Source organism: Gordonia sp. CPCC 206044, assembly GCF_048537895.1.
In the GTDB taxonomy this organism is placed as follows: Bacteria; Actinomycetota; Actinomycetes; order Mycobacteriales; family Mycobacteriaceae; genus Gordonia.
In genome coordinates this window covers 299,167-318,830 of record NZ_JBCLVL010000007.1, presented here as the reverse complement: position 1 = coordinate 318,830, position 19,664 = coordinate 299,167, and the positions used below count along the sequence as shown (strand labels likewise).

22 protein-coding genes are annotated in these 19,664 nt (G+C 65.2%); 16 read left to right on the top strand and 6 right to left on the bottom strand.

The window, feature by feature from the left end:
- Nucleotide 1: 1 nt before the first annotated feature.
- Genes AAFP35_RS13985 through AAFP35_RS13965 form a run of 5 tightly spaced genes read right to left on the bottom strand, consistent with a single transcriptional unit; the run spans nucleotide 2 to nucleotide 3,750 of the window.
- The gene (locus AAFP35_RS13985) at nucleotides 2-421 is read right to left on the bottom strand and encodes a nuclear transport factor 2 family protein (protein ID WP_419222226.1); all 420 of its coding nucleotides are present in this window, start codon (nucleotides 419-421) and stop codon (nucleotides 2-4) included.
- Nucleotides 408-1,619: an amidohydrolase family protein gene (locus tag AAFP35_RS13980; RefSeq protein ID WP_419222225.1), complete on the bottom strand. Its 1,212-nt coding sequence runs from the start codon at nucleotides 1,617-1,619 to the stop codon at nucleotides 408-410. The genes AAFP35_RS13985 and AAFP35_RS13980 overlap by 14 nt, the downstream gene beginning before the upstream one ends.
- Nucleotides 1,619-1,945 (bottom strand): hypothetical protein, encoded by a 327-nt coding sequence (locus AAFP35_RS13975; RefSeq protein WP_190266407.1) that lies wholly within the window; start codon nucleotides 1,943-1,945, stop codon nucleotides 1,619-1,621. Before AAFP35_RS13975 ends, AAFP35_RS13980 begins: the two co-directional genes overlap by 1 nt.
- Nucleotides 1,926-3,197 carry an aromatic ring-hydroxylating oxygenase subunit alpha gene (locus AAFP35_RS13970; protein ID WP_419222224.1) on the bottom strand — a complete coding sequence of 424 codons (1,272 nt, stop codon included), beginning with the start codon at nucleotides 3,195-3,197 and terminating at the stop codon, nucleotides 1,926-1,928. The genes AAFP35_RS13975 and AAFP35_RS13970 overlap by 20 nt, the downstream gene beginning before the upstream one ends.
- A 4-nt stretch (nucleotides 3,198-3,201) precedes the next feature.
- Nucleotides 3,202-3,750, bottom strand: a complete 549-nt coding sequence (locus AAFP35_RS13965) for a carboxymuconolactone decarboxylase family protein (RefSeq protein WP_419222223.1) — start codon at nucleotides 3,748-3,750, stop codon at nucleotides 3,202-3,204.
- 334 nt (nucleotides 3,751-4,084) lie between these two features.
- Here AAFP35_RS13965 and AAFP35_RS13960 point away from each other — a divergent pair, with 334 nt between their 5' ends.
- The 14 genes from AAFP35_RS13960 to AAFP35_RS13895 all read left to right on the top strand — a co-directional run bounded on the left by AAFP35_RS13960 (nucleotide 4,085) and on the right by AAFP35_RS13895 (nucleotide 17,343).
- Nucleotides 4,085-5,470 (top strand): ABC transporter substrate-binding protein, encoded by a 1,386-nt coding sequence (locus AAFP35_RS13960; RefSeq protein ID WP_419222222.1) that lies wholly within the window; start codon nucleotides 4,085-4,087, stop codon nucleotides 5,468-5,470.
- Nucleotides 5,470-7,605 (top strand): ABC transporter permease subunit, encoded by a 2,136-nt coding sequence (locus tag AAFP35_RS13955; protein WP_419222221.1) that lies wholly within the window; start codon nucleotides 5,470-5,472, stop codon nucleotides 7,603-7,605. The genes AAFP35_RS13960 and AAFP35_RS13955 overlap by 1 nt, the downstream gene beginning before the upstream one ends.
- Nucleotides 7,583-8,296: an ABC transporter ATP-binding protein gene (locus AAFP35_RS13950; RefSeq protein WP_419222220.1), complete on the top strand. Its 714-nt coding sequence runs from the start codon at nucleotides 7,583-7,585 to the stop codon at nucleotides 8,294-8,296. Before AAFP35_RS13955 ends, AAFP35_RS13950 begins: the two co-directional genes overlap by 23 nt.
- Nucleotides 8,293-9,003, top strand: a complete 711-nt coding sequence (locus AAFP35_RS13945; RefSeq protein ID WP_419222219.1) for an ABC transporter ATP-binding protein — start codon at nucleotides 8,293-8,295, stop codon at nucleotides 9,001-9,003. Before AAFP35_RS13950 ends, AAFP35_RS13945 begins: the two co-directional genes overlap by 4 nt.
- A complete protein-coding gene (locus AAFP35_RS13940) occupies nucleotides 9,000-9,431 on the top strand; it encodes a hypothetical protein (protein ID WP_419222218.1) in 432 nt (143 codons plus the stop codon). Before AAFP35_RS13945 ends, AAFP35_RS13940 begins: the two co-directional genes overlap by 4 nt.
- Nucleotides 9,397-9,714 (top strand): hypothetical protein, encoded by a 318-nt coding sequence (locus tag AAFP35_RS13935; protein WP_419222217.1) that lies wholly within the window; start codon nucleotides 9,397-9,399, stop codon nucleotides 9,712-9,714. The genes AAFP35_RS13940 and AAFP35_RS13935 overlap by 35 nt, the downstream gene beginning before the upstream one ends.
- A gap of 88 nt (nucleotides 9,715-9,802) precedes the next feature.
- Nucleotides 9,803-10,981: an acyl-CoA dehydrogenase family protein gene (locus tag AAFP35_RS13930; RefSeq protein ID WP_419222216.1), complete on the top strand. Its 1,179-nt coding sequence runs from the start codon at nucleotides 9,803-9,805 to the stop codon at nucleotides 10,979-10,981.
- The gene (locus AAFP35_RS13925; RefSeq protein ID WP_419222215.1) at nucleotides 10,981-11,745 is read left to right on the top strand and encodes an SDR family NAD(P)-dependent oxidoreductase; all 765 of its coding nucleotides are present in this window, start codon (nucleotides 10,981-10,983) and stop codon (nucleotides 11,743-11,745) included. Before AAFP35_RS13930 ends, AAFP35_RS13925 begins: the two co-directional genes overlap by 1 nt.
- Entirely contained in the window at nucleotides 11,745-12,989 is a 1,245-nt protein-coding gene (locus tag AAFP35_RS13920) for a CaiB/BaiF CoA transferase family protein (protein WP_419222214.1), read from the top strand. Before AAFP35_RS13925 ends, AAFP35_RS13920 begins: the two co-directional genes overlap by 1 nt.
- Nucleotides 12,986-13,837: an enoyl-CoA hydratase/isomerase family protein gene (locus tag AAFP35_RS13915; protein WP_419222213.1), complete on the top strand. Its 852-nt coding sequence runs from the start codon at nucleotides 12,986-12,988 to the stop codon at nucleotides 13,835-13,837. The genes AAFP35_RS13920 and AAFP35_RS13915 overlap by 4 nt, the downstream gene beginning before the upstream one ends.
- Entirely contained in the window at nucleotides 13,830-14,978 is a 1,149-nt protein-coding gene (locus tag AAFP35_RS13910; RefSeq protein ID WP_419222260.1) for a thiolase family protein, read from the top strand. The genes AAFP35_RS13915 and AAFP35_RS13910 overlap by 8 nt, the downstream gene beginning before the upstream one ends.
- 235 nt (nucleotides 14,979-15,213) lie before the next feature.
- Nucleotides 15,214-15,846: a TetR/AcrR family transcriptional regulator gene (locus AAFP35_RS13905; protein WP_419222212.1), complete on the top strand. Its 633-nt coding sequence runs from the start codon at nucleotides 15,214-15,216 to the stop codon at nucleotides 15,844-15,846.
- Nucleotides 15,843-16,352 carry a hypothetical protein gene (locus AAFP35_RS13900; RefSeq protein ID WP_419222211.1) on the top strand — a complete coding sequence of 170 codons (510 nt, stop codon included), beginning with the start codon at nucleotides 15,843-15,845 and terminating at the stop codon, nucleotides 16,350-16,352. The genes AAFP35_RS13905 and AAFP35_RS13900 overlap by 4 nt, the downstream gene beginning before the upstream one ends.
- Before the next feature lie 139 nt (nucleotides 16,353-16,491).
- A complete protein-coding gene (locus AAFP35_RS13895; protein ID WP_419222210.1) occupies nucleotides 16,492-17,343 on the top strand; it encodes a TauD/TfdA dioxygenase family protein in 852 nt (283 codons plus the stop codon).
- A gap of 20 nt (nucleotides 17,344-17,363) precedes the next feature.
- Here AAFP35_RS13895 and AAFP35_RS13890 read toward each other — a convergent pair whose 3' ends face one another.
- Nucleotides 17,364-18,026, bottom strand: coding sequence for a TetR/AcrR family transcriptional regulator (locus tag AAFP35_RS13890; RefSeq protein WP_419222209.1), 663 nt, complete (start codon nucleotides 18,024-18,026; stop codon nucleotides 17,364-17,366).
- A 321-nt stretch (nucleotides 18,027-18,347) separates the two neighbouring features.
- Between AAFP35_RS13890 and AAFP35_RS13885 the strand changes: the two genes are divergently transcribed.
- Both AAFP35_RS13885 and AAFP35_RS13880 read left to right on the top strand, forming a co-directional pair.
- A complete protein-coding gene (locus AAFP35_RS13885; protein WP_419222208.1) occupies nucleotides 18,348-18,959 on the top strand; it encodes an MspA family porin in 612 nt (203 codons plus the stop codon).
- A gap of 25 nt (nucleotides 18,960-18,984) precedes the next feature.
- A complete protein-coding gene (locus AAFP35_RS13880) occupies nucleotides 18,985-19,635 on the top strand; it encodes an MspA family porin (RefSeq protein WP_419222207.1) in 651 nt (216 codons plus the stop codon).
- Nucleotides 19,636-19,664 lie beyond the last annotated feature (29 nt).

Genomic DNA, 19,664 nt, shown 5'->3' with positions numbered 1-19,664 from the left:
CTCAATCCCGGGCGAGGTCCACCACGTGTGGTCGACCCGAATTGTGCTCGCCGTTGCGTCGGATGAAGGTCATCGCCCGGGTCCGTAGACGCCATCCGTTGTCGGTGCGCAGGTAGGTGTCCTTGTAGTAGCCGATACGGATGTCGGTCTGGGTGTGATCGATGAAGCACAGCGGCTGGGTGCCGGTCCCGGTCCCGTCGTCGGCGAGATCGAGCAGCGGTGTACCGGTCATGAACAGGCCGCTCGGGGCGACCTCGACGAGTCGGGGGAACTGGTCGAGGGTGTAGACGTCACCGAAAGCGCTGTAGGTGCCGTCCGGGGTGAACACCGACACCACGCCGTCGATGTCTCCGGTGGTCATGGTGACGGCGTACTTCGCGAGGAGCTGCTGGACCTCGATGATGTCGTCATTTCTGGACAAAGACCTTGCCACCTTTCATCACGAACCGGACATCCTTGGTGACGGTGATGTCCTGCAACGGGTTTCCGGGTACGGCGATGATGTCGGCGAGCAGTCCCTCGGCGAGTCGTCCCCGGTCGTCGGCGTTGATGAGTTCGGCAGCGGTCACGGTGGCCGCACGCAGCACCGCATCGTTGTCCAGTCCTCGATCGACGAGGGCCACCAGTTCGTCGGCGTTCTTGCCGTGCGGTATCGCCGGGGCATCGGTACCGACCGCGATCTTCACGCCGGCGTCGTAGGCCTTCTTCACCGAGATGCGGGCGCGCGGAAACATCTCGGCGGCCTTCTCCTGGAGTTCCGGCGGGGAATGCGAGACGTCCATCGCGTCGGCCAGGCGGGTCGTCGGGACCAGGAACGTCTCGTTCTTGACCAGCAGGGCGATCGCCTCGTCGTCCATCAGGAAGCCGTGTTCGATGCAGTCGATGCCCGCGGCCACGGCCTGCTTGACCGCTTCCGCGCCATGGGTGTGCGAGGCGACGCGCAGCCCCCGACGGTGCGCCTCGTCGACGATCGCGCACAGCTCGTCGAATGAATAGTGTTGTGCACCAGGAGCACCGGTCATCGACATGACACCACCCGACACGCAGACCTTGATCAGCTCGGCGCCGTGCTTGATCTGGTATCGGACCGCTTTGCGGACCTCGTCGACGCCGTTGGCGATGCCTTCCTCGAGCGTCAGGTCGAGGACGTGTGGGGCGAACGCGGCGAACATGGTGGGGTCGAGGTGTCCGCCGGTCGGGGTGATCGCGTGCCCGGCGGGGACGATCCGAGGTCCGTCGATCCATCCGGCGTCGATGGCCCTGCCGAGGGCGACGTCGAGCAGGTAACCGCCGGTCTTGACGAACAGACCGAGGTTTCGCACCGTGGTGAAACCGGCACGCAGCGTGCGGCGGGCATTGCCCACCGCACGCAACATCCGGGTCGGTGGATCGTCCTGCACCGTCGAGTAGACCGGCCGCTCGCCGCGACCGCCCATCAGCAGGTTGACCTCCATGTCCATCAGGCCGGGCAGCAGGATGTTGTCGCCGAGATCGATGATCTCGCCCTCGGGTTCCCCGCCGATCCCGACGATGCGGTCCCCGTCGACGCGGATGATGCCCGGGGTGACGAGCTCGCCCGCGTCGACGTCGATCAGCCCGGCAGCCTTGAGAGTGACCATCAGACCACGGGTTCGGAGACGAGTTCCGCCCAGGCGGCACCGCTGTCGGGGACACGCGGTTGCTTCCAGACCTCCACGGGGAACGACACCATCACCAGCGACTGCATGAGGTGGACCAGCGAACGTACGTCCTCGGGCAGGTCGTCGAGGGGGAATTTGTCACCGAAGACGCACGCGTCGTCCAGGCGCTTCATCGCCGCGTCGTAGAACTCCTGCATGTCCGCCATGCTCGACTCGAGCCGCTTGGCATAGCGTTGCGCCTCAGTGGGCAGGCACCAGTCCGAGTACTTCTCCAATTCGGCGAATTCAGCTGGCAGCTTTGGCATCTTCGTACTCCTTGACGTGGTCGACAGCCGTTTTGTGGAGGTGACGCAGGAGGATCTCCTGGTCGCACAAGGGGAAATCGGTGACGGTACGGGTCTCGATCATCTTCTGGGTCGCCTCGAGGGTGTTCGCGTCTTGCAACGCGTACTCCTTGAAGGTGACTGCGGCAAGCTCCTGGGCAAGGCGCTCGCGGACTGTCTTCGGCGGCACGAAGTAGAGCTTGGCCTCGAAGATGTGCCGATCGACCGCGGTTGGCCAATAGTGGTACGTCAGATACCAGCCCGGCGCCCAGCACAACAGCGACATGTTCGGGAAGAACTCGAACTCGTCGACGCCCCAGGGGACCGCGCCCGCGGGGTTGATCGCAGGCGGCAACGGATCGAGACCCTCGATGTCGGGTCGGTCCCACGGGCCGAACAGCCCCGATCGCAGGATGCGTTCGATGGGCTTGACCATGTTCAGGTCCTTGGGCGGCGACATACCGCCCCACGACGAGACCATCGAGTGAGGGCCCTGCAAGTCGTAGTGCAGGCCTTCGAAACCGACCTTCATGAGCTTGTCGGCCTCGTCCTTCACCGCCTGCTTCTGATGCAGGACGGGTGCGTGATAGAACTCGGCGAACGCGTCGATGAACAGCTTCCAGTTGGAACCGATCTCGGCGCGGTAGCTGTAGACCTCGGTCATCTCGTGGAACGGATATCCTTGGAGTCCTTTGCCGTAGGTGCCCAGATAGTCGTCGAGCGACTCGGCGTTCGGGTCGAGGTTGATGAAGATGAACCCTTCCCAGATCTCGCACCGGACCGACTTGAGGCCGAACTGTTGCTTGTCGAGGTCGAAGAACTCGCCCTCCTGCTGGACGTAACTCAGATCGCCGGTGAGGTCGTACCGCCAAGCGTGGTATTTGCAGGTGAACTGCCGGCAGGTACCGGAGGTCTCCTCGTTGGGGAAGTCATCCCACACAAGTTTGTTGCCACGATGCCGGCAGACGTTGTGGAAGGCCCGGACGACGTCGTCCTTGCCCTTGACGATGATCAACGATGTGTTCGCCGCCGCCAGTTCGCGCGTGAAGTAGCTGCCCTTCTTCGGGAGCCGCTCGACCCGGCCCACGTTGAGCCAGGTCTTCTTGAAGATCGCCTCACGTTCGCTCTCATAGAACTCGGGAGCGATCGAGTCGGTGTAGTCCACCGGAGCTGTACCGAGCTGGGGGAAGTGCTCGGTCCAACTTCCCTCGTCGGGTTTCTTGAAGTGTGCCAATGGTTTACCTTTCGTACTCAGGCTGGAGTTCGCGATCCGGCTGGATGCCGAACGCGTTGAATGCCATGGCCAGCGTGCGATACGTGCCGACCGTGAAGACCAGATCCATCAGTTGTCGTTCGTCGAGGTGCTCGCCGAGGGCGTGCCAGGTGTCGTCGGTGATCGTGGACCGTCGATGCAATTCGCCCACCGCGTCGAGGACGAGCTGTTCGACCCGATCGCGCGCCACGCCGCTGCGCGCGTCCTCGATCTCCTCGACGGTCATGCCGACCGCCTGGCCCATGCCGGTGTGATGCTCGATCTCGTACGGGCTCTCGCTCAACTCCGACACCCGCAGGATGGCGACCTCGCGCATCCGGTCGGACAGTGTGGAGGCGAACAGCAGGTGCACGTTGAACGGCATGAACGCCCGGGTGAGGTCCGGGTGACGTACGAGCGTCGACAGCGCGTTTCCGGCCCCTTGGGGATTGCGACGCCTCCGGGGCAGCATGCCCGCGAGCGCCTTGTCGACGTCGTCGTCCCACTGGTCGGCCGGTAACGGTGTCAGTCGCATCTCGCCTCCTTCCGAGAATATGATTCTCAAGATCGAATACTAGATTTCCATGACTGGTGCGGAGAGTCAATCGGTTCCGAGAAATCGGGTCTGATCTCCTGAGGCGTCCGATCTCGCCTCGACTCGCCCGTGTGAGGCATTCTCCCAGTTCACTTGGAGAAGATGTGATGTAGATCGCTAGAATCGGTTGATTCTTCTGTTTGGAGAAGTTAGTTTTCTCTCACGAGAGCGACGATGCCCAGGCCGAGCGTGGAGAACGACGCACGGCTGTCGCGAGCCACTCTCGAATCCCCGCGGGGATCTCAGCGGAGGAGATGGCGATGAGGAGACATCAGTGAGAACACACAAGGCACTGGCCACCCTGGTGGTGACCGCGGCGCTGGTGGCCGCATGTGGCGGCCGCGACGGCGGTGGCGGTACGGAAGAAGAAGGCGGCGGCGGGGGCGACACCTCGTCGTCGAGCGTCTCGAGTTCCTTCGGCGACCTCTCGGAGGTGTGCGGCGGAGAGGGCGCGACGGGCGCAAGTGCGCAGGGCGTCACCGACTCCGAGATCAACGTCGGCGTCTTCTCTGACGTCGGGTTCACCAAGAACTCCGAGTTCGGCGATGCAGCAAAGGTTTTCACTTCCTGGTGCAACGACAACGGGGGCATCAACGGTCGGAAGTTGACCGCGACGGTCCGCGACTCCAAGCTGATGGCGGTGCGCCAGCAGATGTCTCAGGCGTGCAAGGAGGATTTCGCGCTCGTCGGCGGAGGTGCCGCTCTCGATGCGCTCGGCGCCAAGGAACGCGTCAACTGCCTGCTGCCGAACTTCCCCGCCCAGGTCGCTCAGGTCGCCGAACTCGGTGCCGACCTGAGCGTGCAGGCTTCACCGTCGCAGACCCTCGGATACCTGCCCTACTACCAGTTCCGCTACTGGGCGCTGCACGACGCATACCCCGACAGTGCCGACAAGCTGGGCATCATCAACGGTGACTCGCCGGTCAGCAAGGTCCTCGGTGACATGCAGCTGGAGTCGACGAAGGCGGCAGGCGGGACGTTCGTCTACAACGACCTCTACCCGGCCGCCGGCGTCTCCGACTGGACTCCGTACGCGCAGGCGATCAAGAACAAGGGCGTCAAGGGGCTCATCTTCTACGGCTCGTTCAACCAGCTCGCCAAGCTGGAGCAGGCGCTGAGTGGGATGGACTACCACCTCGATTGGATCGACCCGAACAACAACGCCTACAACCAGGAGTTCCTCGATCTACTCGGCCCGGCCGCCAAGACCCAGAACAATCTCGTCGACCTCGGCGGCGTACTCCCGCTCGAGAGTGACGAGCCGGCCATGAAGCAGCTGAAGTCGTTGTACGACAAGTACGCCCCGGACGCCATGCTGACATTGCCCGCCGTCCGTGCGTTCTCCGCATGGCTGGTCTTCGCCAAGTCGGCGAAGAGTTGCGGCGCCGATCTGACCCGGGCGTGCGTCTACGACACGGCGACAAAGGAATCCGCGTGGACCGCTGGCGGCCTGCAGGCCGCGCAGAACCTCAAGCCGGGCTCCGCGCCGTCGTCGTGCTTCAACATCGAGAAGGCGACTCCCGACGGCTGGGAGGCTGCCGACTTCTCGCCGGATGAGGGTGCTTACCGCTGCAACATCCCGGCCAAGCGTTCGACCGGCAACTACGGCGTCGGTGTGACCCTGGCCAGCGTCGGCAAGTCCTTGGACGATGTGAAGTAATGGATCAGTTCCTCGCCTTCGGCGTGGTGGGCCTGTCCACTGCCGCTGTCTACGCAGTGATCAGTGGCGGGCTGGTGGTCACCTACACCACCACGGGCGTCTTCAATTTCGCCCATGGCGCGGCAGGCATGATGGCCGCGTTCGTGTACTGGCAGTTCAGCGTCGGCTGGGGGTGGCCGGTGTGGTTGTCGCTGGTCGTGGTCCTCGGTGTGTTGACCCCACTGTTCGGATTACTGGTCGAGATGGCGATGCGGCCCGCCCAGTCGCTCGGTGAAGCAGAGAAACTGGTGATGACCATCGCTCTGCTGAGCGGTCTGATCGCCGTCGCACGGTGGATCTGGGATCCGAACGAGTCGCGCAGCCTGACGACGTTCTTTGCCGACAAGGAACCGTTCCACATCCTCGGCGCGACAGTCACCTGGCATCAGGCGCTCACCATGGTGATCGCGATCCTGGTGGCCATCGGTCTACGGGTATTGCTCTTCGGGACGCGAACCGGAACTGAGATGCGGGCGACCGTCGACGATCGGTCCCTGGTCGGGCTGACCGGGGCGGATCCGGTACGCGCCAACCGGGTCGCCTGGATCCTCGGTATCGAGCTCGCCGCCATCGGCGGTGTGCTGATCGCGCCGACCGTCGCGTTGGATGCCACCTCGCTGTCCCTGGTCATCGTGAGCGCTTATGCCGCAGCCATCTTCGGCCGGTTGAAGAGTCTGCCGCTGACCTTCCTCGGCGCGGTCGTGGTGGGCTGCATGGAGAGCTATCTGACCGGATACCTGCCGCAGAACCAGTTCCTGCCCGGTATTCGTCTTGCAGCGCCCGCGATCCTGTTGTTGCTGGCCCTGCTGCTGTTCCCACACGGACGGTTGAGGGGACGGGATCGGCAACTCAGCCCGGTGCCGCTGCCGTCGTTGCGGGGGACGATTTTCTTCGTCCTGGCGATCGTGTGGGCCGGTGTCATCATCGCGACCGTGCTCAGCGACAGCGACCTGATCACCTACGGACAGATCTTCGCCCTGGGCATCATCGCGATCTCCTACGTCCCGCTGGCGGGATATGCCGGACAGATCTCGTTGTGTCAGATCACACTCGCCGGCATCGGTGCGATCGTGTGCAGTCATCTCGGTGCCGACGGCCAATGGTGGGCCCTGTTGGCTGCCATGGTGGTGTCCGGTGTGGTCGGGGCCGTCATCGCCGTTCCCGCGCTTCGCCTCTCGGGGGTGTATCTGGCGTTGGGTACCGGTGCGATTGCGGTGATCTTCGATCGCTGGATCTTCACCCTGCCGTCGTTCGACCTGTTCGGCGTGCGTATCTCGTTCTTCGAGCAGGGATCGGTCGAGGTCATCGCGCCGTCGCTGTTCGGGTTCTCGTTGAACAACCCGGCCCGGACAACGGTTTTCGCGGCGGTGGTGCTGGCCCTGGTGACGTTGGCGATCGTGCTGCTGCGTCGCGGGAGATACGGCCGCAAGCTCATCGCCTTGCGCGACAGCGAGGCGGCGTACGCGACGCTGGGCGGAAATCTGTTGGCGTGCAAGATCGGTGTGTTCGGTTTGAGTTCGGCGATCGCGGGTCTCGGCGGTGCGCTCTACGGTATGCAGCTGCAGTCGGTGACCGCAGACCAGTTCAACTTCATCACCGGACTGCCGATCTTCCTGGTGGTGGTCCTCGCGGGACTCGGCGCGGTGGGGGCCGGTGTGTTCACCGGCGCCGCGCTGGCCGGGCCACTCAACGCGATCGGCGTGCTGTGGCCGGGCCTCCGGGAGATCTCGCAGGCGATCCCGGCCATCGCGGGTATCGCATTCGGCGCCAAGGCGGTCAAGGAGGGCGGAATCGCAGAACTGCGCAAGCAGTGGAGTGCGGCGTTCGCCGACCCGATCGTGATGGGGCTCTTGGTGGTGTGGACGCTTGTCGCCTGGGTTCTGCGTCTGACGGATCTGATCAACGGCTACGTGTTCTTCGCGGCGATGCTGGTGGCCGCGATCCTCACCCCCTTCGTGGCGGTCTGGCACAACCGTCGGACGCGGCCGGAGGGGGACGACGACGTCGAGATCCCGGTCGAATGGTGGGGCATCTCGCGCCCCTGGCAACCGGAGGACGAGGAGGTGCTCGATCGTGCAGTCGCTGCTCGAAGTTGAGGACGTGTCCGTGGCATTCGGGGCGCACAAGGCCCTCGACGGTGTCCGGATCACCGCCCAGCGCGGTCATATCACCGGGCTGATCGGTCCGAACGGTGCCGGTAAGAGCACCCTGTTCGACGTGATCTGTGGGTTGCGCCGACCCGGCTCCGGATCGGTTCGACTCAACGGGGAGAACATCACCCGGCTCGGTCCGGCGCAACGGGCCCGTCGCGGGATGGCGCGCACATTTCAGGGCCTCGAGCTGTTCGGGAGGCTGAGCGTTCGCGACAACCTGCTCGTCGCGGCGGAGATGGGACGGAATCCGCGGGGAGCGGGCCAACTCGTCGACGGCGTCATCGAACGCGCCCAACTCGGTGCCTACGCCGATCGATTGGCCGATTCGCTGCCGACCGGCGTCGGTCGGCAGGTCGAGGTCGCGCGGGCGCTCACCACCCGTCCGGACCTCATCCTGCTCGACGAGCCTGCCGCCGGGCAGGACCCGGAGGAGACCGAACGGTTCGCCGGCATCCTGCGCAGGGTCGCCGAGGACGATGTCGCAGTGTTGCTCGTCGAGCACGACATGGAGCTGGTGATGAGCGTTTGTGACCAGGTGCATGTGCTCGACCTCGGAGCGATCATCACCTCCGGTCCACCGGACGAGGTACGCAGGCACTCTGCGGTCCTCGACGCGTACCTGGGGGCGTCATGATCCCGCCCTTGCTCGAATTACGCGACATCCGTGCGGGTTACGACGGCATCACAGCGCTGCACGGGGTGAACCTGAGCGTGCACGCGGGACAGGTGGTGGCGTTGCTCGGCCCGAACGGGGCAGGCAAGACCACCACGCAGAAGCTCGCGGCGGGGGTGCACCCGGTGGATTCCGGGCGGCTGCTCTACGGTGGTCGTGACGTCACCGGCATCTCCTCACGGGATGCGGCGCGCTCCGGGATCTGCTTGATCCCGGAGGGGCGCGGGGTGTTCCCGAATCTGACGGTGCGCGAGAACCTCTGGATGATGACCTTCACCGGCCGGAGTCGTGAGGAGATCGAGGAGATCGCGTTCGCGCGTTTCCCGATCCTGGAGAAACGTGCCGGGCAGACCGCCGGGACCATGTCCGGTGGCGAACAACAGATGTTGGCGCTGACCCGAGGTCTCGCCGCGGACCCGGCGGTGTTGTTGCTGGACGAGCTGTCGATGGGGCTGGCCCCACTCATCGTCGAACAGCTCTACGAACAGGTGGCCCAGATCGCCCGTGAGGGTGTTGCGGTACTGGTGGTCGAGCAATTCGCGACCGCCGTCCTCGACATGGCCGATCACGCAGCGGTTCTGGTGCGCGGACGGGTCGAATACGACGGACCGCCCGGCCAAGCGCTGAAAGCCGAACTCGCAAACCTCTATCTAGGGAGTGCCTCATGAACACCGTCACCGCGCAGACACGCGCCGAACGCTTTGCCCGCGACCTCGACGAGATGAAGGTCTCGGACCCCGCGACATCGCGCACCCAACTCTGGATACGATTGGGTATCGCCGCGATGGTCGTCGGGATCGCCCTGCCGGTGATCGCATACTTCATGTCGCACAACACCTCTGACCCATTGGTGCAGAGAGATGCGGTCATCCTCGGATTGATCGGCATCGCGGTGACGATCGCGGGCGCGGTCGTGTTCCTGAGGTACTCGCTGACGAATTTCCTGCGCTTCTGGCTCGCGCGACAGGCATTCGATCTCAGCACCCTCGGTGACCGTCTGGTCGCCGAGGACACCACATCTGCCGCAACGTCGGCAAGTCGAGTCGAAGGGGTGACACGAGATGAGCACACAGACGCCGCAGTTGCGCACGGGTGAGCAACTGGCCAGCACCGGCTGCACCGTCAAGGTCGTCGTGGTCCGGGCGCCGTCGGACGCAACGCCGCAGATCACCTGTGGCGGTGCCCCACTCGGGCCGGTCGCGGAGGTGACGCAACCGCCGGCAGGCGGGGCGGCCCCGCAGACGCAGATCGGCAAGCGATACGTCAACGCCGACGACACCGTCGAATTGTTGTGCACGTCATCGGGTTCGGGTGAGTTGGCCTGCGACGGCACCGCGATGACGCTCAAGGCGGCGAAATCGCTTCCGGCATCCGATTGACCCCGGGGGCCGTCGGCGCCGACCGGTCTCCTGGCGAGATCGGTCGGTGCCGACGTCGTGTCCGCGAAACGCAGCAGGAGGAGACCTCATGTCCGCAGGGATGAGTTTCGAACTGTCCGAGGATCAGGAACTGATCCGCAAATCCGTCGCCGAGTTGGCGGGTCGGTTCGACGACCACTATTGGATGGAAAAGGATCTCGCCCACGAGTTCCCCACGGAGTTCTACCGCGCGATCGCCGACGGCGGTTGGCTCGGTATGACCATTCCCGAGCAGTACGGCGGGCACGGGCTGGGCATCACCGAGGCGACGCTGTTGCTGGAGGAAGTGGCGCGCTCGGGCGGTGGGATGAATGCGGCCACGGCCATCCACCTGTCCATCTTCGGGATGCAACCGGTGGTCGTGCACGGTTCCGAGGAACTCAAGCAGGCCACCCTGCCCAGGATCGTCGACGGCGATCTGCACGTCTGTTTCGGCGTCACCGAACCCGGTGCGGGCCTGGACACCTCGCGCATCCGGACGTTCGCCAAGCGCCGGGGCGACGACTATGTGATCAACGGTCGCAAGGTGTGGATCTCCAAGGCCGTCGAGTCGGAGAAGATCCTGCTGCTGACCCGCACCACGCCGTACGACGAGGTGACGAAGAAGACAGACGGCATGACCCTGTTCCTCACCGACCTCGACCCGGATCATGTGGAGGTCCGTCCCATCAAGAAGATGGGTCGCAACGCGGTGACATCCAACGAGGTGTTCATCGACGATCTCGTCGTGTCGGCGGCCGATCGCGTCGGTGAGGAGGGCAAAGGGTTCCAGTATCTGCTCGACGGGCTCAATCCGGAGCGGATGCTCATCGCCGCCGAGGCGCTGGGGCTGGGGCGGGTGTCGCTGGATCGCGCGGTCACCTACGCCAAGCAGCGGGAGGTCTTCGACCGTCCGATCGGTATGAACCAGGGCATCCAGTTTCCGCTGGCTGATTCACTGGCCCACCTCGATGCCGCGGAGTTGGTGCTACGCAAGGCGACCTGGCTCTACGACAACGGTCGCCCCTGCGGGCGGGAGGCGAACACGGCGAAATACCTCTGTGCCGACGCCGGTTTCACCGCTGCCGACCGAGCCGTCCAGACGCACGGCGGGATGGGGTACTCCGAGGAGTACCACGTCGGTCGTTACTTCCGTGAGGCGCGAGTGATGAGGATCGCGCCGATCAGCCAGGAGATGATCCTCAACTATCTGGGATCACACACATTGGGACTGCCGAGGAGCTATTGATGACCGATCACAGTTTGTTCGACCTCACCGGCCGCGCGGCCGTGGTGACCGGTGCCGCAGGTGGGATCGGGTCGGCTGTGGCCCAAGCGCTGGCACGTGCCGGTGCCGCCGTTCTGGTCACCGACATCGACGGAGATGCGGCGGCGGCCGTCGCCGAACGCATCTCGACCAACGGTGACAAGGCCGACAGCATGGCCCTCGACGTCAGTGACCGGGCCGCCGCCGACGGCGTGATGGGTAGGGCCGCGGCCCTGGGCGACGGCGCGGTGCACATCGTCGTGAACAATGCCGGCGTGACCGCCCCGGCGATGTTCGGCGACACCACCGAGGACTCGATCCGCCGGATGCTCGACATCCACCTGATGGGCGCGTTCAACTGCGCCCAGGCCGCCCTGCCGTACCTCGCCACCGACGGAACCGGACGGATCATCAACGTCACCTCGTCGGCGGGGATCACCGGAACACTGGGGCAGGTGAACTACTCGGCGGCCAAGGCTGGCATCATCGGGCTCACCAAGTCCCTGGCGCGTGAGTTGGCGCGTAAGCAGATCCTCGTCAACGCGCTGGCGCCGCTCGCGGCGACCCCGATGACCGAGACGATCCGGACCGACGAGCGTTTCGCGCCAACGATGCTGAACCGGATTCCGTTGCGACGCTGGGCAGAACCGTCGGAGGTGGCAGGCGCCTTCGTCTTCCTCGCATCGGATGCGGCGTCGTTCGTCACCGGGCAGGTTCTGCCCGTCGACGGCGGCATGGTGATGTGATGTCGCTGCCCGTCGACCATGCGGTGACGCCGGCTCCCTCGGATGGGCCGCTGTCGGGGCTGACCGTGGTGGCGCTCGAGCAGGCGGTGTCCGCGCCCATGTGCACTCGTACGCTCGCCGATCTCGGTGCCCGGGTGATCAAGGTCGAGAACCCGAAGGGCGGCGACTTCGCGCGTCACTACGACGACGTGGTCAACGGCATGGCAGCGCATTTCGTGTGGGTCAACCGCGGCAAGGAATCGGTCACGATCGATCTGAAATCGGCCCGCGGACTCGAGGTCCTGCACCGATTGCTCGCCACCGCGGACGTGCTGGTGTCCAATCTCGCGCCGGGTTCCACAGCAAAGATGGGCATCGCGCCGGCGGACCTCACCGAGAGGTACCCGGAGCTGATCGTCGTCGAGATCGACGGCTACGGTCCAGGCGGTCCGCTGTCCCACAAACGTGCCTATGATCTTCTCGCCCAGGCGGAATCGGGGGCGTGCGCGATCACCGGCCAACCCGGTGCGCCGGCAAAACCAGGCCCGCCGATGGCCGACGTCTGCTCGGGCCTCTACTCGGCGATCTCGATCCTGTCGCTGCTCGTGGGGCGCGGCAACGATCGGTGGCACGGTGGGGGTACCGTCGCGGTGAGTCTGTTCGACACGATGGCCGAACTGATGGGTTATGCGCTCAACTACACGCGCCACACCGGCATCGATCAGCAGCCACGCGGTATGGGGTCGCCTGCGGTGGCGCCGTACGGGGCCTACCCGACCGCCGACGGGGCGACGGTGGTGCTCGGCACCACCAATGATCGGGAATGGCAGCGTCTGGCAAGGGATATCTTGCACCGGGCCGATCTGGCGGACGACGCGCGGCTGACCACCAACGCGGGGCGGGTCGAGCATCGGGAACTGCTCGACGCCGCGATCGAGGAGTGGTGTGCCCGGCACGATCTGCTCGAGATCCAGAAGTCGGCGGACGCCGCGGGTATCGGCAATGCCAAGTTCAACCTCCCGAGCGACGTGATCGCACATCCGCACCTGGCCGAGCGTGATCGGTGGCGGGAGGTCGACACACCCAACGGGCCCATCACCGCGGTACTGCCACCGCCGGTGATAGCCGGATACGAAGCCGTGATGGGTGCGATTCCGGGCTTGGGCGAGCACACCGACCGTGTGTTGGGTGAGGCAGGCTTCGCCGACGGCGAGATCGCCGAACTGCGTGAGCTCGGCGCGCTCGGGCCGGTACCGCAACGGTGAGCGTCGGATCAGGGGAGCGGGGACTGCTGGTCTCCGACGACGACGGTGTGCGGACGGTGACATTGAACCGGCCCGAGCGCAAGAACGCACTCGACTGGCCTGCGTGGTGCGCCCTGCGTGAGATCCTCGAGGACACGACCCGGTCAGGAGGTCCGCGAGCGTTGGTTCTCACCGGCGCAGGAGGTGCGTTCTGTGCGGGGGCCGACATCTCGAAACCGGACCCGCGCCATCCCGCCGACAAGATGCGCATCCTGTCCGATGTGGCGATCGCGTTGCACGAGTTGCCGATCCCGACGATGGCCAAGGTGACCGGTGTCGCGGTCGGGGCCGGATGGAACCTGGCCCTCGGCTGCGATCTGGTGGCGGCCACACCCGAGGCCCGGTTCTCGCAGATCTTTGCGCGCCGAGGCTTGTCGATGGACCTCGGTGGTTCCTGGCTGTTGCCCAAGCTGGTCGGGCTGCAACAAGCGAAACGCCTTGCGCTGCTGGCAGAGATGATCGACGCGACCCAGGCGTGCGACCTGGGGCTGGTGACATGGGTCGTCGACGCCACCGAGATCGACGCCTTTGTCGACGAGCACGCACGTCGTCTGGCCGACGGACCTCCGGTCGCGCTGGCGCAGATCAAGTCGTTGCTCAACGAGGGCGCAGACCGGTCACTACGGGAGGCGTTGGCGGGGGAATCGCGTGCACAGGTGATCAATTTCGGCACCGCGGATGTGGGCAACGCCTACGCGGCGTTCGCTGCCAAGACCGACCCGGTCTTCACCGGGCGATGGGCGGTGGCGCCTCCGGGCAGCCCCACCGACGGGGATGGACACACTCGGATGGGAGAGCGAGATGCGTGAGGTCGTCATCGCAGAAGCCGTGCGGACGGCGGTAGGGAAACGCAACGGCGGATTGTCGCAGATGCATGCCGCGGATCTCTCCGCGCTCGTCCTGCGCGAGCTGGCACGTCGAACCGGAATCGATCCCATGGTGGTAGACGACGTCATCTGGGGGTGTGTGTCGCAGGTCGGCGACCAGTCCAGCAACATCGGACGCTATGCAGTACTCGCGGCCGGGTGGCCCGAGTCCATACCCGGGACGACCGTCAATCGTGCCTGCGGTTCCAGCCAGCAGGCCGTGGACTTCGCCGTCCAGGCGGTGATGTCGGGACAGCAGGACGTCGTCGTCGCGGGTGGTGTCGAGGTGATGAGTCGCGTCCCGCTGGGTTCGGCTCGCGCCACCGGGACCCCGTACGGGCCGAAGGTCTTTGCCCGATATGACGACTTCTCGTTCAATCAAGGTCTCTCGGCCGAGCTCATCGCGGACAAGTGGGGTCTGTCGCGCACGATGCTGGACGAATACGCGACCCGGTCACACGAGTTGGCGGCCGCCGCCATCGACCGCGGTGCGTTCGCCGACCAGATCGTGCCGGTGGAGACCGACGACGGTGCCACGATCTCGGTGGACGAGGGGGTGCGCCGAGGAACCACCGTCGAGAAGTTGGCCGGTCTGCGTCCGGCCTTCCGCGACGACGGGGTGATCCATGCGGGTAACTCATCGCAGATCTCCGATGGTGCAGGCGCGGTCCTGGTGACCACGTCCGCGCGAGCCGCCGAACTGGGATTGCGGCCGCTCGTCCGGTATCGCGCCGGGGCCGTGATCGGTGCGGACCCGGTGCTGATGCTCACCGGACCCATCCCCGCGACGGCCAAGGTTCTGGCCAAGGCCGGGGTGTCGCTCGATGATGTCGGGGTCTTCGAGGTCAACGAGGCCTTCGCGTCGGTGCCGTTGGCGTGGCAGGCGGAGACGGGGGCATCGGTTGATCGACTCAATCCGCTGGGCGGGGCGATCGCGCTCGGCCACCCTCTCGGCGGGTCGGGCGCGATACTGCTGACCAGGCTCATCCATCACATGCGCGACAACGACATCCAGTACGGGCTGCAGACGATGTGTGAGGGCGGCGGGACGGCGAACGCGACTCTCGTCGAGCTCATCTCGTGATCGGGCGACCGGGTCGGCGACGGTCATGAGTGGGTACGTCCGCCCTTGACGGAGAATGTAATTCTCATATGATGTGAAGGTCAGTCCGGGTGATTGGCGCGGTGTGACCGTGACAGCAATCGATGTCGAATGAGACCCTTGTCACAGCCGACGAACCTACCTACTATGTGTTCACTAGGTTGGTTTCGGGCAGCCCCCCGGAACACGGTTTACTGATTCGGTCAGGAACTACATTGTGAGTCAGGCGTCTGGTACACGTCCGTATGATGCACTCCTCGCCAAGGGTGAAGAGCGCAAACGGCGCATCCTGGAGGTGGCGCAGCGATTGCTGGCCCGGAACGGATGGCGCAATACGACGCTGGCCCAGATTGCGGCGGAGGCGGGCGTGACGCCTGCAGGTCTCCTCCATCATTTCGAGTCGAAGGCAGTGCTGCTCCACGCGGTGTTGGAGCTCCGAGATGCCGACGACGAAGCGCACGCGGATCGTTCGGGCGACATTCTCGAGCAACTCGAGAACGTCGCGCAGCGGTTCGAGAGGTCACCGGAGCGGGTTCGGATGTTCACCGTGTTGCAGGCGGAGAACCTGGAGCCGGATGCGCCTCTGCACGACCGATTGCTGTTCCGCTATCACGCGGCGGTGGAGACCGTGGCCGAAGGCATTCGGCGCGGTCAGCGCGGGGGGCGCTTTCGTACCGACCTGGACGCGGCCGAGAAGGCCGTGGAAGTCATCGCCTTTATCAATGGAATGGAAACCTCATGGCTGCTCGATCCATCAATTCCACTGGTGCAAGTGTTTCGGGAGTACGCGAGATCGCTCGAGCGCGAACTGTCGCCCGGCGCCGTCCGCTCCGCTATCGGCTCGCAGTGATCGCAACCGACCCGCTGGAGGCCATCGAATACGCCGGTGGCTGGCTGTTCGACCAGTCGATGGCGGGTTGGGATGTGTCGGTTCACGTCACCGAAGGTGGAGATCTGCGCCCACTGGCCATTCTCGGCGCGAGTATGTTCGAACTGCGCGAATCACTCGCTCGGCGAACCGCATTCGACCAGCCGGGTTTCGGACCGTGGCCGCAGGCGGTTGCCGTGTCGGCCAAGGTCATCGCCGACGACGAGCGGATTCTGTCCGGCGCCACGGCATCGATAGACAAGGGGCTCACCGATATTCGGCTATGGGGAGATGGACTGCCGACCGGTCTCGACGATCGTTGCCGTCCGGTCTCGCATCGGCTCAGCGTCGCCGCCCAGGCGTTCAAACGCCGCGCCCTCTGCGCAGCGCATGTCGATCCGGACTCGTTGACCTCGGTCGAGCTGTTCCGGGAGGCGGCCGAGCACGCGGGCACTCCGCGGCGATCCGGGTTGGTGCCGGCCAGCTGAATCTCGGCGATGAAACACGCTGGGCGCCTGGCGATACCGCACAAACGTCAGAAGTGGAGTCGGCGTCGGGCACCCACTTCCGGCGCTGTTCGGATATGCTGTTCTTATACGAATGTATAGCACCAGTCGAGGAGCGCTGATGGCACCGACATCTCGAACGATCACCGAAACCGTGGGTTTGGAGATATCCGGACTCTCGTCGGCCGAGCTCGTCAGCCCTGCCGGTGCCCGTGCCGCCGAAGCCGCGCTCGCCGACCACGGTGTGGTCGTCTACCGGGAGGTGGGCCTCGATGACGATCAGCTTCTCGAACTCAGCCGGATGCTCGGCACGCTCGTCGTCCAGCCCACGGGCGAGCACATCCATCCCGAGATCCAGACGATCACGATGGACCCCACCAAGACCAGCGCCCTGATGGCGTCGTATCGACACGGGAACTTTCACTGGCACATCGATGGCGCAACCGACGAGGTCCCGCAGAAAGGAACGTTGCTCATCGCGCGGGCCGTCGATCCGGCCGGAGGTGACACGGAGTTCGCGAGTACATACGCGGCCTACGAGGCACTCTCCGAGTCGGAGAAGGGTGCGATCGAGTCGTTGCAGGTGGTCCACACGTTCGCACACGCGCAGTCACTGGCCAATCCGGATCCCACCGATGCCCAGCGCGCGCAGTGGGACCGGGTGCCGTCGCGGGTGCATCCCCTGGTCTGGGTTCACCGGGACGGTCGTCGGTCCCTGCTGCTCGGTTCCACCGCCACCGAGGTCGTGGGGATGTCGCCGGAGAAGGGGCGGGCGCTGCTCGACCACCTCCTCGAATGGTCGACGCAGCCACGGTTCACCGTCCGCCACCGATGGACGGTCGGCGACCTGGTCATCTGGGACAACACCGGAATGCTGCACCGCGCACTGCCGTTCGAGCCGACGTCGGTCCGGCTCATGCATCGCACCACGCTGGTGGGGGAGGAACAACCGTCCGTGGGTGTGCCGGCGTAACGCAATCGGAAACGGAGCGATCAGGACGGTCGGAGCGCGCGCAAGAACAGCGTCACGACGGATTCGATGTGCGCCTGGCGGCCCTGCTCGTCGAGCGGGATTCCGAAGGACGCCAGACGTGCCGGCGTGCCCGAGGCCAGCCCCAGGAAGTCCATGGCGGTCCGATCGGGGTCGTCGACCTCGATGGTGCCTTCGGCGGCATGTCGGCGGAGGAGCTCGACGACGATCGGATGCCGTGGCCAGGTGCCACTGCCGTATGTCCGTCGCGCGATGTCGGGATAGCGGGATGCATGTGCGATGGCGATCTGCTCCAGCCGAACCATCGACGGATCGAGTGCACGGTTGAGCAATGTCTGCGCGATGGTGCGCAGCGCCTGTTCCAGGTCGTCCAGATCGGGCGTCGGCGGCTCGGGAATCGGCCAGTCCTTGCGGGAGACCGCCCAACCGATGACGGTGCGAAAGATCTCGTCCTTGGTCGGGTAGCGCGCATAGAGCGTCGGTTTTGTGGTGTGCGCCGCCGCGGCGATCGCGTTCATCGACGTGTCCTCGTAGCCATCACGAAGGAACAGTTCGAGGGCGGCCTCGCGGATTCGGTTGTCCAGTGCGGCTGCCTGGGCGCGGGTCGGACGGCCGCCGGGATGTGCACCGGCGTGCGTGTCGGATCCTCGAGATCTCGGGGACATGGCGCAATTCTGCCATCCGGCCACAAAACCTTACCCGCTGGTGTAGTTTTCGAGGTGCGGTCACAGAGGTGTCCCGCACCGCGAGTCGGTCCGAGTTCTTCAACCACCATCGAATCCTCCTCGGGAATCTGTTGAGAAGAACTGGCATGTCACCACATTCGCCTGAGTAATCGTGTCGGACAGCCGTGTTCACGGCTGCGACCGTTGCGGCGGTGTCGGTCGGGGGGTGAACGTCGGTGGACGCGACGTCGCGGCGTCGGCGGTCGGGCTGGTCCGCGATCCAGTGATCCAGTGATCCACCCGAGATGAGTGAGGGGCTTCATGCCAAGAAGAACAACTACCGCCGCCGCGGCGATCGGCGTCATGGCGGTGTGCGCGATCGCCGCCACCCCCGACGCGTCGGCGGGACGCCTGGCGAACGGGTACAAGAAGGTCTCCGACGGCGCCATGGTGGTGCAGACGTGGCGCAGCGGTGAGTACGCGGCACCGCAGAACTCCATGGCGGCCAACGGGATCGGCCGATCGGCCATCTTGTCCGGCACGATCGTGGCCAAAGTCAGCAAAGGCGAGGGCAAGCTCCGCGTCGGATACCTGGTCGGTTGCCAGGTGGCTGTCGGCACACTGACCGCCGGAGTATCGGGAACCATTGCCGCCGCACCGTCGCTGTCGGGTAGTCTCTCGTTCCCGCTGGCACCGGGCGAGATCAAAGCGGTGCAGCTCAGCACGCAGAACATCAAGTCCTCTGCTCGATACCAATACTCGGGGCTCGAGGTCGAGGTGCAAGGATGCGGCGGGCACGCGCAGGCGCGTTCATACGCGAAAGTCGAGGCCGTCGAGGGGTATTCGATCGGCACCGCAACCTCCACGAACATCGGCGGATCCGGTGCGTACGTGCAGTCGACCCTGCTCGGACAACCGTTCAGCCTCAACTGATCACTCGACGAAAGAAGCTTCACATATGAACAAGACACTCAGGGCGACCGGTGTGGTGTCGGGCGCCACGGTGACGGCTGTCGGTGCACTTCTGTTGTCCGCCAATGCCGCAGCTGGTCCGCTACCGGGGAACGTGGTGCGGTCCGATCTGGGTGGTGGAACCACGATGACCGCCCGGCTGGTCGACCAGTTCGTCGCCTACCAGCGCGGCAACGTCGCGGGCACTCCGACGAGCCGACAGGTGCTGCTGTCGGGCAAGATCCGCGTGGCCATCACCGGCGCCGCCAAGGGCGGTGTCATCAAGGGTGGCTATGTGGTCGGCTGTCAGATCAATCTGTCCGGGATGAGCAACAGCGGCACCGGCAAGGTCGACCAGCAGGGCACGATGAGTCTGCCGTCGGTGGGGAGCACCCTGAGTCTGGGTGCGGGACAAGCGGCTTACGTCCCCATCATCGACCAGACCAACTCTGCACTCGACACGACCAACGTGCTCTACAAGATCAGCGGCTACCAGTTCTCCGGCAATCGCGGCTCGGTGGCCTACAGTCAAGAACCGTTGCGGGTGAACGGATGTGCGGGGTACGCGCAGGCGCGTGCACGGATGACCATCCAGGTGACGACGTCGAATGCGAAGAGCGAGACCACCCTGTGGGGTAGGCCGTTCTCGCTGGGCTGACTGCACACCCCGGTGTGGCCGGTCGGTAC

What these genes read in the sequence shown, in the direction of transcription:
- AAFP35_RS13925 (WP_419222215.1), top strand. Translation starts at nt 10,981, where the DNA reads ATGACCGATCACAGTTTGTTCGACCTCACCGGCCGCGCGGCCGTGGTG.
- AAFP35_RS13945 (WP_419222219.1), top strand. Translation starts at nt 8,293, where the DNA reads ATGATCCCGCCCTTGCTCGAATTACGCGACATCCGTGCGGGTTACGAC.
- AAFP35_RS13930 (WP_419222216.1), top strand. Translation starts at nt 9,803, where the DNA reads ATGTCCGCAGGGATGAGTTTCGAACTGTCCGAGGATCAGGAACTGATC.
- AAFP35_RS13885 (WP_419222208.1), top strand. Translation starts at nt 18,348, where the DNA reads ATGCCAAGAAGAACAACTACCGCCGCCGCGGCGATCGGCGTCATGGCG.
- AAFP35_RS13890 (WP_419222209.1), bottom strand. Translation starts at nt 18,026, where the DNA reads ATGTCCCCGAGATCTCGAGGATCCGACACGCACGCCGGTGCACATCCC.
- AAFP35_RS13935 (WP_419222217.1), top strand. Translation starts at nt 9,397, where the DNA reads ATGAGCACACAGACGCCGCAGTTGCGCACGGGTGAGCAACTGGCCAGC.
- AAFP35_RS13920 (WP_419222214.1), top strand. Translation starts at nt 11,745, where the DNA reads ATGTCGCTGCCCGTCGACCATGCGGTGACGCCGGCTCCCTCGGATGGG.
- AAFP35_RS13880 (WP_419222207.1), top strand. Translation starts at nt 18,985, where the DNA reads ATGAACAAGACACTCAGGGCGACCGGTGTGGTGTCGGGCGCCACGGTG.
- AAFP35_RS13980 (WP_419222225.1), bottom strand. Translation starts at nt 1,619, where the DNA reads ATGGTCACTCTCAAGGCTGCCGGGCTGATCGACGTCGACGCGGGCGAG.
- AAFP35_RS13965 (WP_419222223.1), bottom strand. Translation starts at nt 3,750, where the DNA reads ATGCGACTGACACCGTTACCGGCCGACCAGTGGGACGACGACGTCGAC.
- AAFP35_RS13955 (WP_419222221.1), top strand. Translation starts at nt 5,470, where the DNA reads ATGGATCAGTTCCTCGCCTTCGGCGTGGTGGGCCTGTCCACTGCCGCT.
- AAFP35_RS13975 (WP_190266407.1), bottom strand. Translation starts at nt 1,945, where the DNA reads ATGCCAAAGCTGCCAGCTGAATTCGCCGAATTGGAGAAGTACTCGGAC.
- AAFP35_RS13895 (WP_419222210.1), top strand. Translation starts at nt 16,492, where the DNA reads ATGGCACCGACATCTCGAACGATCACCGAAACCGTGGGTTTGGAGATA.
- AAFP35_RS13910 (WP_419222260.1), top strand. Translation starts at nt 13,830, where the DNA reads ATGCGTGAGGTCGTCATCGCAGAAGCCGTGCGGACGGCGGTAGGGAAA.
- AAFP35_RS13940 (WP_419222218.1), top strand. Translation starts at nt 9,000, where the DNA reads ATGAACACCGTCACCGCGCAGACACGCGCCGAACGCTTTGCCCGCGAC.